General features: G+C 59.8%; 9 protein-coding genes. 4 read left to right on the forward strand and 5 right to left on the reverse strand.

All coding sequences use genetic code 11. From position 1 onward, the window contains the following. Positions 1-63: 63 nt before the first annotated feature. Positions 64-1,821, reverse strand: a complete 1,758-nt coding sequence (locus tag BHW66_RS06510; RefSeq protein ID WP_179219148.1) for a 4Fe-4S dicluster domain-containing protein — start codon at positions 1,819-1,821, stop codon at positions 64-66. A gap of 77 nt (positions 1,822-1,898) precedes the next feature. Continuing rightward, positions 1,899-2,813 (reverse strand): DUF362 domain-containing protein, encoded by a 915-nt coding sequence (locus tag BHW66_RS06515; RefSeq protein ID WP_046437782.1) that lies wholly within the window; start codon positions 2,811-2,813, stop codon positions 1,899-1,901. Between the two features lie 163 nt (positions 2,814-2,976). Here BHW66_RS06515 and BHW66_RS06520 point away from each other — a divergent pair, with 163 nt between their 5' ends. Beyond that, positions 2,977-3,552, forward strand: a complete 576-nt coding sequence (locus BHW66_RS06520) for a class I SAM-dependent methyltransferase (protein ID WP_046437783.1) — start codon at positions 2,977-2,979, stop codon at positions 3,550-3,552. A gap of 33 nt (positions 3,553-3,585) precedes the next feature. On the opposite strand, the gene BHW66_RS06525 is transcribed toward BHW66_RS06520, so the two are convergent. Both BHW66_RS06525 and BHW66_RS06530 read right to left on the reverse strand, forming a co-directional pair. Next, positions 3,586-4,206 (reverse strand): non-canonical purine NTP pyrophosphatase, encoded by a 621-nt coding sequence (locus BHW66_RS06525; protein ID WP_206627329.1) that lies wholly within the window; start codon positions 4,204-4,206, stop codon positions 3,586-3,588. A gap of 38 nt (positions 4,207-4,244) precedes the next feature. Then, positions 4,245-5,006, reverse strand: coding sequence for an exodeoxyribonuclease III (locus BHW66_RS06530; protein WP_012420005.1), 762 nt, complete (start codon positions 5,004-5,006; stop codon positions 4,245-4,247). Positions 5,007-5,260: 254 nt separating this feature from the next. On the opposite strand from BHW66_RS06530, the gene nusA reads away from it, so the two are divergent. The 3 genes from nusA to rbfA all read left to right on the forward strand — a co-directional run bounded on the left by nusA (position 5,261) and on the right by rbfA (position 9,169). Next, positions 5,261-6,556, forward strand: a complete 1,296-nt coding sequence (gene nusA / locus BHW66_RS06535; RefSeq protein WP_012420004.1) for a transcription termination factor NusA — start codon at positions 5,261-5,263, stop codon at positions 6,554-6,556. Positions 6,557-6,598: 42 nt separating this feature from the next. Beyond that, positions 6,599-8,650: a translation initiation factor IF-2 gene (gene infB / locus BHW66_RS06540; protein WP_065528627.1), complete on the forward strand. Its 2,052-nt coding sequence runs from the start codon at positions 6,599-6,601 to the stop codon at positions 8,648-8,650. A gap of 141 nt (positions 8,651-8,791) precedes the next feature. Continuing rightward, entirely contained in the window at positions 8,792-9,169 is a 378-nt protein-coding gene (rbfA, locus tag BHW66_RS06545; RefSeq protein WP_012420002.1) for a 30S ribosome-binding factor RbfA, read from the forward strand. Between the two features lie 193 nt (positions 9,170-9,362). Here the strand turns inward: rbfA and BHW66_RS06550 are convergent, their stop codons facing one another. Further along, positions 9,363-13,607, reverse strand: coding sequence for a sulfatase-like hydrolase/transferase (locus BHW66_RS06550; RefSeq protein ID WP_286688967.1), 4,245 nt, complete (start codon positions 13,605-13,607; stop codon positions 9,363-9,365). Positions 13,608-13,759: the final 152 nt, after the last annotated feature.

The raw sequence follows: 13,759 nt of genomic DNA on the forward strand, positions 1-13,759 counted from the left end.
GAAAGGGAAGTTTGAAGCCTCCGGGAGCGTTTATTTCATCATCTTCCACACCGCCAGCCGTTTTTAAAACGGAAAATCCGCATCCCCCACCGGATCCACAGCTTTGTCCTCAAACTTTTTAACAGCTTTCTGCTGGGGATTTACGGCACGGACCACCAGCGCCCGGGGGGGCATTTCCCGCCGCCTTCCGAACTCGCATTTTTCCTCGCACAGATCGCAGGAGTTCCGGCGTTCGCGTTCCTCAGGCCGTTCCGCGGTAACGGGACAGGCGTGTTCGCACGCGCCGCAGCCGATGCACAGGGAAGGATCCAGCCTGGGCAGGCGGTGCTCCTGGCCGTCACGCCCGATATAGGGCACCGTGTAAAGGGCCTTGGTGGGGCAATGCTCCGTACAGGCTCCGCAATCCATGTCCTCCCGGGCAACCAGGCAGCGGCAAACGTAAAACCGGGCCACGGCAATGCGCGTAGTATCTTTTGTTATTCCCTCAGTATCCCTTTCCGCGGTAACAGGCATCCTGCGTATGGCCCCCGTGGGGCAGACTTCCGCACAGCGGTGGCAATCATAAAGGCAATATTTGGTGGCAAAATCCATCCGGGGTTTCATGAATCCCTTCAGGCCAAGCTGCAGGTATGAGGGCTGAAGCACATGGGTGGGACAGTTGGCAACGCACATCTGGCAGCCGGTGCAGATATCCAGAAAACGTTCCAGGGAACCGGCTCCGGGAGGAAGAACGCACTGGGTAGGGTCCAGCTTCCGGGCGGCATCTCCCCGGCATCCGGAAAAGGCGGCCGCAGCCAGCCCGACCGCAGTAGCCTCCAGGAACTGGCGGCGGGAACTCCCGGCAATGGAGGGAACCGCGGCGGAAGAAGAGGGAGCGGAAGCCGGGGGAACCTTCTTTTTTTGGGCCGGAATCTGTTGGCGGACCCTGGTAAACCAGCGGTAGCGTATTCCTCCCTCACTGCAGGAGCGCACGCAATCGTAGCACGCCACGCAACGTGAGGAGTCTATTTTGTATTCCTTCAGGTTCAGGCATTGCGCCTTGCAGGATTTGACGCATTTGCCGCATTTTTTGCAGGAGGCGGGATCAAAGCCCAGCCGGAAAAGGGAGATACGGGAAAGCAACCCAAGGAACGTGCCGACGGGGCATACCGTATTGCAATACAGGCGCCCCTTCCAGGCGCTCATGACGGCCACCAGGCCGAGCATGCCGGCGGAGGCCAGCAATACCGGGAAAGCCGCGGGGAAATAATCCATTTGAACCAGGTCCGCAGAAGAACTGTCCGCCGCCAGCAGGTTATTGCTCCAAATGGCGGCCGGCCATGCCAGCACATACATGATGCGCCCGAAAATGCTGTAAGGGTCCAGCCAATTCAGAGACAGACCGGCCAGCCCCGTCACGCAGCAGGCGGCCAGCAATGCCAGCACCCCATACCGCATCCACGGCACAGGCCGGGAGAATTTCAGGAAACGCTTCGGCGCCAGCCAGCGGCGGATTCTGAAAACAATATCCTGGAGAATCCCCAGCGGGCAGATGAAGGAACAGTATACGCGGCCGAACAGCAGCGTAAGCAGCAGCAAAACCCCCAGAATCACGGCGGAAACGGCGGCCCCGCTCAAGGTCCCCAGCACGGACGGCACCAATTGCCACCGCGCCAGGGAAAAGGAATCTTCCACCCCCTCTCCGCCCCCCGTCATGTTCGGCACGTTCCACGCGGGAATGTGGTGCAGAAAAGCGTATGCAATCCCAATAAAGAAAATGACGGCCACCGTCACGCGGAGCCACTTCAGAGGACTGACGAGAAAGGCTTTGATGACTGACATATTTATCATAAACCCGCCGGAGGCGGAAAGTTGGCCCTCCACCGCGTCATCCGCAGACGGGAGAAGGAGCCGCCGCGTCAGGCCATGCTGATACGGCGGATATGAAGCCTGGAAAGGTCGGCGACGCCCAGCCCCATTTCCTCCCCAAGCTGCACATGGCGAATTTTTCCGGTCTTGTTCAGCAGGGCGGCGCCCGCAGCGTCAATGGCCACGATGTCACGGGAAGCCAGAAGGGTTTTGCGCTCCACCAGATCATTCGTATCCTTCCCCACGGGGCCATTGCGCACCATGGGCATGTAAGCGTCCAGCACGCACAGGTCCGGCTTGCGGAAATACACGGCATCCGCGATGCACTGGTGCAGGTCGTTCTTATGCATGGCCCCGCGGTCCCAGACGGTGCCCATGACATTCTTCATGCAGGCGGTCATCTCGGAACCGCTGTGGTGCTTGAGGGGCGGGCAGGTGATGTAAACATCCGCCTCCAGCACGGCCTTATGCACCTTGGCGGAGGTGAATTTCCGGGCTTTCGGGTTTTCCGTCTGCACGTACTGGCTCTCATTGCCGCCGTCCACCATTACGCCGCCGGCCTTCTCTACGGCCTCTTTCACGCCGCTGCCCTCATAGGCGCCGTTGTGGCAGCAGTGGTCAAACACCCTTACTTCCTTCGCTCCGGCCTGCCTGCACAGCTCCACCAGCGTGGCGACGGTTTCAGGATGTGTGTTGGCGCCGAATTCCGGAGCCTTGTTCCAGCCGATGTTCGGCTTGATTACGACGGTCTGGCCCGGCTTGACGAAGGCCTGCATGCCGCCCAGCGTCTCCACGGCCTTCCTGACCATCTCCGCACGGGTGCCGTTGCGGACGGCCACCAGATCCGGAATGCCGGAAGCCGCCGGAGCTCCGGCCTCCTGGGCGAACAGGGAATCCATGTCCGATATGGCCGCCAGCGCCCCTGCGGCGGCAGTCCTTTTCAAAAAAGTGCGTCTGTCAGTCATCTTCATGCCAACGTCTGTGGTTTATCCCCGCATGCGGGAACACGCAGAAGGTTTTATGCCTCTTCCTAACACATGCCCTGCCAAAAAACAACCTGTCATTCTTCCCGCACCGGAATTTCATAAACGAATTGTCATACAGGCAGAGCTTCTGTACAACCCGGTCATGAAATGTTCCCTGCTCAGCCGCCCCATGACCTGCGCTCATGACTGGATCAGCCGTGTCGTCTTCCCCGGGGACGCAGTCGTGGACGCCACGGCGGGCAACGGGCATGATACGGTTTTCCTGGCCCGGCTGGCTGGCCCTTCCGGCCAGGTGCACGCCTTTGACGTGCAGGAAGAAGCCATCCGCGCCACCAGGGAGCGTCTGGAGAAGGAAGGGCTGCTCACCCCTTCCGTCCGGCTCCATCTTGCCAGCCATGACCGCCTGGCGGAACTGGTCAGAAGCCCCGTGAAGGCCATCGTCTTCAACCTGGGCTATCTGCCGGGCGGGGACAAAAAAACGGTCACCAGGACGGAATGCACCCTGGCCGCGCTGGAACAGGCCGCCGCCCTCATTGCCCCGAACGGGCTTCTCAGCGTCATGTGCTATCCCGGCCACGAAGGAGGAAAGGAAGAAGCGGAAGCCGTGGAAGCCTTCCTGTCCCGCCTGCCCCATCATTCCTGGCGCGCCGGCAAATACCAGCTCCTGAACACCGGAACACCGGCACCCTTCCAGATATGCGCCTTCAGGCTGGACTGACCTCCCCCCCCCGCCAGGCGCCCGGGAAAAACCTCAGGCCCGGCGTTCCTTCATCCACTCCACCACCTGCGCCAGAGCGCGGGCGCGGTGCGACATGGAATTTTTCACTTCCATGGGAAGCTGGGCGAAACTCCGGTCATACCCTTCCGGGACAAACAGCGGATCATAGCCGAACCCTCCTTCTCCGGCCGGCTCCGTCAACATGTAGCCTTCCACGGAACCGGAAAACTCCGCCAGCACGCGGCCGTTCCCGGCAAGCACCATGACGCAGCGGAACCGCGCGGAAGGCCTGTCCCCCGGCTTCACGCCGGCGCGCCGCAGTTCCTCCATCATGCGGAGGTTATTCCGCGCATGGTTCCCTTCCTCCCCGCCGAAGGAGGAGGACCAGACTCCGGGGCGCCCGTCCAGCACATCCACCTCCAGCCCGGAATCATCCGCCAGCAGGACGCCGGGGATGCATTTGGAAGCGGAAAGCGCCTTGAGCGTGGCGTTCTCCGTAAACGTGACTCCCGTTTCATCCACGGGCGGAGCCTGGGGATAGTCGGAAAGATCCTTCACTTCCCATTTCCCGGCCAGCATGGCGCGGATTTCCCCGGTCTTGTGGGCGTTGCGCGTGGCAACCACCAGCAGCGGCAATTCCTGTTCCATAATCATCAATCTTTTACAGTTGAAAATCATCTGAAAGACCGCGCTCAGCAGTCAATCTCCAGGCTGACGGGGCAATGGTCGGACCCCGTCACATCCGGATGGATGGCGGCATCCTTCACCCTGGAAGCCAGCGGATTGGAAACGCAGAAATAGTCAATGCGCCATCCGATATTCCGGGCGCGGGCGCCCGCGCGGTAGGACCACCAGCTGTACCAGCCCGGCTCCTCCGGATGCAGAGCGCGGAACGTATCCGTAAAACCGGCCTCAAGCAGCAGCGTGAACCCGGCGCGCTCCTGGTCGCTGAACCCGGCGGAAAAACGGTTCTCTTTGGGACGTGCAATGTCAATCTCCTCATGGGCCACGTTCAAGTCTCCGCAGAAAACGACCGGCTTGGTTTCCGCCAGTCCCGCCACATACTCGCGGAACGCGGCGTCCCACTGCTCCCGGTACGGAAGGCGCACCAGTTCATTCTGTGAATTGGGCGTATAGCAGTTGACCAGGTAAAACCCCTCGAATTCCATCGTGCAGACGCGCCCTTCCCGGTCATGCTCCGGCCAGCCGATTCCGACGGACGTGGAAAGAGGCCGCACCCGGCTGAGGATCAGCACGCCGGAATAGCCGGCCTTCTCCGCCGGATTCCAGAGCTGGTGCGGCCAGGAGGAAATCCACAGGTCTTTCACCTGTTCCGGACGCGCCTTGATCTCCTGAAGGCAGAGGACGTCCGGCTCCAGGGCATCCACGGCGTCCGCCATTCCCTTGCCCAGAACCGCCCGCAATCCGTTCACGTTCCATGAGACGAGTTTCATGCGCGCATACTTCCCGTTTTTGACGGGTCCGTCAAGCCCTCAAACACCGTTGTCCCGCCCCCTCCCGGAGGGCTCCGGAAAATTCTTCTTCCGGAATCATCCCCAGTCTTTTGCATGCCGCATAGAACAAGCGTTTTTTCTTGCCAGAACCTCCCCCTCGTGCTTACTTAGATAGGCAAACACCCCGAGAGGCACTCGAGAGTGGGTCTGTCGACCCGCTCTTTTTTGTCTATCCATCACACTCCTCCACACTCATGACAAACGATATTAAAGCTTTGATTGACTACTACGAGAGGGAAAAAGGGCTCTCCCGTGAAAAAATTCTCCTCGCTCTGGAGTCCGCCTTTCTCTCCGCCTACCGCAAAATGGTTCCCGGTTCCGGCAGCATCAACTACCTGAGGGCCGAAATCAACGTGGACAAGGGCAAGGTGCGTATTTTTGCGGACCTGGAAGTGGTGCCGGATGAAGAATACTCCGACAAATTCAACCAGATCCCCCTTTCCCTGGCCGTCAAGCTGGACAAAAACGCCGTGCTTCACGACCTGCTCCCCACCAACATCACGCCCAAGGGCTTCGGCCGCATCGCGGTGCAGACCGCCCGCCAGACCATGCTCCAGAAACTGCTGGATGCGGAAAAGGAAATGCTCTACGACGAGTTCAAGGACCGCGCCGGAGATCTGGTAACGGGCACCATCCGCCGTTTTGAAAAGGGGGATATTTTTGTGGACCTCGGCAAATTCGAAGGCGTCATGACCTCCCGCGAACGCGTGCCGAATGAAGACTACAGCGTCGGCGACCGCATGCGCTTCTACGTGGTGGAAGTGCGCACGGAAGCACGCGGCCCGGAAGTCATCCTTTCCCGCAGCCATCCGAACCTGGTGCGCCGCCTCTTTGAATCGGAAGTGGTGGAAATAGGCGACCAGACCGTGGAAATCCACGGCATCGCCCGCGAAGCCGGCTACCGCACCAAAGTGGCCGTCATCAGCCATGACGACAAAGTAGATCCGGTAGGGGCATGCGTAGGCATGCGCGGCGCCCGCGTCAAAAACATCGTCCGGGAGCTCAACAATGAAAAAGTGGACATCCTGGAATGGACGGAAGACCCCGTTACCTTCGTCCGGGAAGCTCTCAGCCCCGTGGAACCGCGGGAAATCACCGTGGACGAGGAAGCCAGAAAAATCTTCGTTATCGTCCAGGACGACAAAGACCTCTCCAAGGCCATCGGCCGCAGGGGCCAGAATGCCCGCCTCACCTCCCGCCTGATGGGCTGGGATGTCCAGGTGCGCGTCTTTGACGTCCAGGAAGCGGAAAAACGCCAGAGCCAGGCTGCGGCCGAAGAAGTCATGCGCCAATGCCAGGCTGCGGCCAAAACCCTCAGCGAACAATTGGAAATCCCGGAAGAAACCGCCATGGGCCTGGTGACCATGGGCGGAACGGACCTGGTGGCCCTCACCGGATTTGAAGCTTCCGACATCGCGGAAAGCATGGGCATTCCCGCAGAGGAAGCCGCCCAAATTCTGGACAAGGCCCGGGACCTTATCTCCCAATAACCGTTGAGCGCGGCGCTCAACATCTAACAACCTTAAATCAAGATGCCTAATAAACAAGAAGAGAAAGAACCCAAAAAGGAAGTATTGGATCTGATCGGCGGATCTTCCAAAAAGAAACGCGCACCCCAGCCGGCCCCCGCACCGGCTCCCTCCCGCCCTGCTCCAGTCAAGAAAGAAGCTCTCGACTTGCTTTCCGGCAACAAGAAAAAAGCGTCGCGCGCCGCTGACGCCGCTCCGGCGCCCGCCGCTGCCCCGGCCGCCGCAGAACCCGCCGCGCCCGCACCCCAGGAAGAACCCTCCGCAGACGATAAAATCATCAACCTCAAGCCGCCCGTCTCCGTTTCCGAGCTGGCGGGCATGCTGAAAGCCAAGCCCTTCCAAATCATCAAGGATCTGATGGGCATGGGCATCTTCGCCAACCCGAACACGCCGCTGGATGCGGACGCCGTCAGTTCCATCTGCGACCTCCACGGCTACACATTCGCCCGTGAAAAACGGGAAAAGGGCGGCGGCGTGAAAGCCCAGCAGGAACCCGTCAAGGAACCGGAACCCGTGCCGGTGGTGGAAGAACCCAAAGCCACCCTCATCACGCGCACGCCCATCATCACCGTCATGGGCCATGTGGACCACGGCAAAACATCCCTGCTGGACTACATCCGCAAAACGCGCGTGGCCAAGGGGGAAGCCGGAGGCATTACCCAGCACATCGGCGCCTATACGGTTGACTACAACGGCAGCACGCTCACCTTCCTGGATACGCCGGGCCATGCCATCTTCACAGAAATGCGCGCCCGCGGCGCGGACGTCACGGACATCGTGGTTCTGGTGGTGGCCGCCAATGACGGCATCATGCCCCAGACACGGGAAGCCATCGCCCACTCCAAGGCGGCCGGCAAAACCATCATCGTCGCCATCAACAAATGCGACCTTCCGGCCGCAGACCCCGTCAAGACCAAGAGCGGCCTGATGGAAGAAGGGCTGGTTCCCACGGACTTCGGAGGCGATGTGGAATGCGTGGAAGTCTCCGCCCTGACCGGGGCCGGCATTGACGACCTTCTCGGCCTTCTCGTCCTCCAGTCAGAAGTGCTGGAACTCCAGGCCAACCCCAAGGCCAACTGCCGCGCCTCCATCATCGAGGCCCGCGTGGAACCCGGCACGGGCAGCTCCGCCACGGCCATCGTGGAAAGCGGCACCATCCGCGTCGGGATGCCCTTCATCTGCGGCCCTTACGCCGGCAAGGTGCGCGCCCTGGTCAACGACCACGGCGAACGCGTCAAAAAGGTAGGGCCCGGCATGCCCGTGGAAATCACCGGCTTCTCTGAAACCCCGAACGTGGGGGACGAACTGGTGGAAATGGAAAACGAACGCGCCGCCAAAAAGCTTGGGGAAGAACGCCAGGAGGAACTGCGCAAGCAGCGCCTGGCCCAACCCCGCAAGGCACGCATGGAAGAACTGCTCGCCATGATGGGGGACGGCACCCAGAAAGCCCAGCTCAAAATACTCCTGAAGGGGGATGTGCAGGGTTCCGTGGAAGCCATCAGGAAAGCTGTTCTGGACATCCAGTCGGACAAAGTGGAATGCGTCTTCCTGAACGCCTCCGCCGGCCCCATCTCGGAATCGGACGTTCTGCTGGCCTCCTCCTCGGACGCCGTCATCCTGGGCTTCAACGTCAAGGTGGAAGCCAACGCCGTCAAACTGCTCAAGCGGGAAGGCGTGCAGGTAAAACTGTATTCCATCGTTTACGAACTCATTGACCAGGTGCGGGATGCCATGCTGGGCCTTCTGGAACCGGAAACGCGCGAAACCATCATCGGCCACGCCAAAGTGCTCCAGGTCTTCAAGCTCAACAAGGGCCGTGCGGCAGGCTGCATGGTGGAGGACGGGAAAATCCTCCGCAGCTGCGAGGCGCGCGTCATCCGCGACAAGACGCCCGTCTTTGACGGTAAAATGTCCACCCTCCGCCGCTTCCAGGATGAAGTGGAAGAAGTCAAGGCTGGTCTGGAATGCGGCATCCGCCTCGGAGACTTCAACGAATACGAAACGGGCGACATCATCGAATGCTACACGCTGGAAAAAATCCAGCAAACGCTGTAACCCCCAACAAAAATCATCCAACAGGGACGGAGCTCCTTGCACGCTCCTCCGGGCGTCCAGGAAACCTCCGTCCCTGTCCTTTCCCTTATTCCTCCTTCTCCGATTGAACCAATCGGTCCCTTCATCACTCTATCCCTTCATATGAGCAGACGCACTGACAAGGTAAACGAACTCCTGCGCCGGGAAATAGGCACCACCATTCAGCGGGATTTTGAATTTCCCGGAACAATCGTCACCGTGATTGAAGTGGAAGTGACGGACGATCTGAAAGAGGGGAAAGTATGGGTGGGCGTCGTAGGGAAAATGGCTCCCTCCCAGGTGCTGGAAAAACTGAACTCCCGTCACGGCCTTATCCAGTCCGCCGTGGCCAGGCGCGTGGTGCTGCGCAATACGCCGCGCCTGACCTTCCGTCTGGACGACTCCGCCCAGCGCGGCGTTGACCTGGTCAACCTTCTGGAAGACATTGACAAGAACCTGCCCAAAGCCCCCCCTGCCGATGCGGAAAATGACGGGGAGTAATATTCTTCCCCTGGCTAAGGCACGGTGTCCCCGGCCGTACCGCGCTGGATGCGCCGGGACAGCGGAGGGCCGGAACACGCAGAATCACGCTTCCGGAAAAAATCCGTAACGGGCGGCAAGGCAGCAGGGCCGGAAGGTCCCTGTTCCCGTAAGGAATCATCATCGGGAAACGGAAAGAGAAACCGGTGATTCCCTATCTCGTCACCTTTAATCTCAGAAACCGGCGCTCCGGAGAGCCTTTTCCCAGCGCGACCGTATCGCGGAATTCCCCGCAGGCCCCGTCCGGAGTGACGGCCCCTTCGTCAGCCCATTCCTCCAGGTCGGAAGAACTTTCCACATGGAACGTCACATCCGTCGCCTCCGGATTCACAGGCCAGGAAAGCACGAGGTATTTCCCGCCCGCTTCCTCGCGGACAGCCAGCTTCGTCACGCTCCCGCAGGGCTGGTTGGGATCCATGCCCGTAGCATATTTCATCAGATTGGAAATTCCGTCTCCGGCGGGGCAGGCATCCGGGGCCATTTGCTCATCCGGCGTCCCATCCGCAAAATGGTCCTGCTTCCACTTGTCGTACCCTGCCGGGGCAGGAGCAGCTTCCTGGCGCAGCGTGAATGTCCTCTGCTCCCCGCCGCATACGACGGTGACAACGGCTTCCCGCTCCGTTTGCAGCCCGTTTGCTTCCACGGCAATATCCAGCACTGAGGTTCCGGAACCGGAAACGGGGGAAACCGTAACCCATGGCTGGTCGCAGGAAACTGTCCAGGGAAGATGCGTCTGCACGGTCAGCCCCGTACCGGAGGCGGCGCATCCTACCGTTTCCTCCGTCTTTTCCAGATTGAAGGGATTCACGTATTCATAGGAAAACGCGCTGGCGGGAACGGGTTCCCTGCCGCTGGTTTCCGGCCCCTCCCATTGCAGGGAAAGGGAGGAGGAAGCCGCCTTCCCCACATAGCCGATGCGGATGGGATGCAGCCCCGCGGTAAGCTTCACCGTCTGAACGGCATTGGGCTGCACATCGCCGGAAACGCCTTCCCGCGCGTTGGAGGCAGCCTGCGTTCCGGGAGTATAGGCATAATCCGCATCAATGAGCTGCATATCGTGCAAATGGACAAAAGCCCTGGAGCCTTCATTGGAATCCGTCTGAAGGTAAAATTGATATTCCCCGGTGACAGGCACCCTGAGATAGCCCGTCAATTCCACCCCCTTCTGACCGGAAAGCCCCGCCTTGACGCTGAGCACGTCGGAAACATCCGTCGCACCCGTAGAACAGGGCCCCTCCTCCAGCTGCCGGAAATCCGGCACCCAGTCAAAAGAACGGTTCCACGCGCGCCAGCGCAGCCTTCCCTCCCGCAGGCCAGCGGGGGCGGAAACGGGCGCGATATAACCGGCGTCAAAACTGGTGGAGGCAATGGGGGAGGAACGGCGGGAACGCAGCGCCTGCGCCTTCATCTTCTCCTGCAGGTCCGGACGGGATGCCGCCAGATTCGCCGCTTCCTGCGGGTCTTTTTCCGTATCGTAGATTTCAAAATCCGTAGCGGGGGCGGCATTCCCCATCCGAATCCCCTTGAAGCCGTCCACAAATATAATCTGCTGCTGCTGCCGCCCTCTCCCCCTGTGTTGCTGGAGGAAATCGCTGTAATTCGGAGTGCTCCCGCTATAGGCATATTCCGCATAAATAACGCCCGTTTTCTGGCGTTCCGGCACCCCTGCCAGCGTAGGCAGCAGGGAAACGCCGTCACAACGGGACGGCACGGGCACTCCGGCCACGTCCGCAAAAGTAGCCATCCAGTCCTGGAACTGGCTGGCATTCAAACTGATTCCGCTGGGAACCACACCGGGCCAGCGTACCACGGCCGGAACACGCATGCCGCCTTCCCAGCAATCGCGCTTAATGCCGTCCATCATCCCGTAGCTCATGAAATACGCGGGATCCTGCGCGCCGTTGCCGTAATTGCCGGAACCGGGTTCATTGTGGGGGCCGTTGTCGGACGTGAAGACAATCATCGTATTGTCATCAATGCCCAAATCCTTAAGCAACTGGATCATGTCCTTCAGGACGTCATCCACCCGGCGAATCATCGTGGCGTGGCGGGATTCCGTTCTTCCAAAAACCTCATGTTCCGGGTAGATATAGGTATCCGGAGAAAAATCCCCCTCCACCCCCGACCATCCGTCCGCAGCGGTATTGCAGGCTTCATAGCCGTCTTTTTTCTCCCACTGGAGGCCGCCGTCCCTTCCCAGCCCCGCCGGATAGGCACAGGCGGGAGCGGACAGACTGCCGTGGGGAGCCGGGAAAGCCAGATACAGGAAGAAAGGCCGGGAAGGAGTTTTCTCATGGTGGTCCACAATCCACTGTTTGGCGCGGGCCCCGAACAAATCCGTATCATAGGCGGTGCCCGGAACTTTCGCGCTGACGCTCTCCCACGCCGGAGCCGCGGCCTGGTCATTATATTCGTAAATATCCTGGGAACCCGCCGTCAAATAATGGTAATGCCCCGCCAAATGCTTGATGATTCCGTAAAAATAATCAAACCCGCGCATGTGGGGAGCCGCGGTCAGAGCCTTGCCGCTCTGTCCGCCTCCGCCCACGCCCCATTTTCCGATGGCCGCCGTATGGTAACCCGCGCTTTTCAGCAGCGTTCCCAGCGTATGGGAATTCTCGATAGGGTAATCAAACGTATTGTTGCGCACCACCCGGGAATGCCCCTGGTGAACGCCCAGCAGCAGGGAAGCGCGGGCCGGAGCGCATACCGGAGCCGCACTGTAATGGCGCCTCAGCTGCATGCCCTCCGCCGCCATCGTGTCCAGCGTAGGCGTCTTGAATTCATTCCTGCGGGTCACCTGCCTGCCGTTTTTATCCTGCTGCGTCCAGTTGACGCTCATATCCCCCCAGCCCATGTCATCCACCAGGACAAAAATAATGTTGGGCCTGGCTCCGGAAACATGCGCCGGCATGTCCGGCTTTTCCGCTACATCCGTCTGCAGCGTCAGCCAGCCGGATGCGGCATCATAATTCCATGAAACCGCCCCTTCAGGCAGTTCCTTTACGGTGACGGGGACGCCCATATCCGGCCGGAACTGCACGCCCAGCGTATGCCTGCCCGGCCATTCGGAAATCAAATCCTCAAAGGAGGAATCAAACAAAACCACATATTCCCTTGCCTGCTGGGCAGGGGTTTCCGGCCGGACGGCGGAGTTTTGCGGCACGCCGTCCAGCGTAGCCACATGGAGACGCCCCAGCGTCAGGGATGAACTGGGCAGGGAAATATCCCCATCCACAGTCAGGGTGCCTCCCGGCGCATAAGTAATCGTTCCTGAAAAGGCGCCGCTGCCGCCCAGCGCGCAGCTGCCCTGCACCACCAGGTCCACCGCCGGTATTTCTCCGTCAAAATGCATGGAGGAGTTATTCAGCGTTATCGTCACATTGCTGCCTACGCTCCGGATTTCCCCCGCCTTGACATTCCGGTTCGTATAAGTCACCCGGGCATCATCCAGAAGCGTCTGCCGCAGCGTTCCCTTATCCCCGGTAATGCCGGAAGATCCGGAAAGAATCACGTTGCCGTCCACACCCGCTTCCGTCAGATCCAGCGTGGAATTCTCCAACGCAAATTCCGTGTCCGCGCCAATGTTCCATTGTCCGGATGCCTTGACCGCAGTGCCGGAAAAAGTCACGGACGCGTTTTCCCGCGTCATCAGAGCCCCCTGGTACAGAGACATGCCTTCCAGGCGGGCAGCGTCTTCCACCGTCACCGTATTGCTCATGCCCCGGTCCGCCAGATCCAGCGTGGGTATTCCCTTTCCGGCGTTCACCGCAAAACCGATGAGGCCGGAAATATTATTCAGCAGCACCCCTTCCCCGATGCGCACGGCGCCTCCGCCCGTCACTGTCACGCGTCGCGGAACATCGTTCTCCGAAGTCAGGGAATACAATCCCCCGGACGGAGCGTCATCGTCATGCCCTATATAAAGGCTGCGCCCTTCAGCCACATGCCACTCCTGGTCTGCGGCAACGCGCAGCTGGGCAATCCCGAAATCCGCAGAATAACCGCCCCCGTCGGCATTTTCCACGGCAATGCCGCCCTCCTCCACACGCAAATATACATTCTTATTCGTGTTTTTGATGAACAATGGAATCCTGCTTTCCGCCCGGCTGTTAAGCCCCGCAATCCTGACGCCCTTTAAATACCGCCCCCCCGCACCCAATCCGCCGATATCCGCCCTCCCTACGGAATCCGTTCCATTGGTTACCATCCAATGTTCATAAGCGGAAGCGGCGGCCCCTGGCGCGGAGGCGGCGGCAACGCCTCCGACACTCCAGTTGGACAGGGAACTCCACTGGTAATCAGCGCCTCTCCAGACATATTCAACATCGGCATATCCGGCTGGAGCAAAGAACAGCAGGAAAAGAATGAAAACAGTAAAAAAACGGTGCGGGAACATGGCTGACTGGAAAAACGATGACCCGGACGGCATCACGCCGAAGAATGGACTGCCTGGGGAATCATACCGGGTATTAATATTAAATGTTAAAAAATGCTGAATTTTACTGGCTGAAAATGAACAAGCCGCCAGTTTCAAAGAAAAAACGGACG

This window comes from Akkermansia sp. 54_46 (assembly GCF_001917295.1).
Lineage (GTDB): Bacteria > Verrucomicrobiota > Verrucomicrobiia > Verrucomicrobiales > Akkermansiaceae > Akkermansia > Akkermansia muciniphila.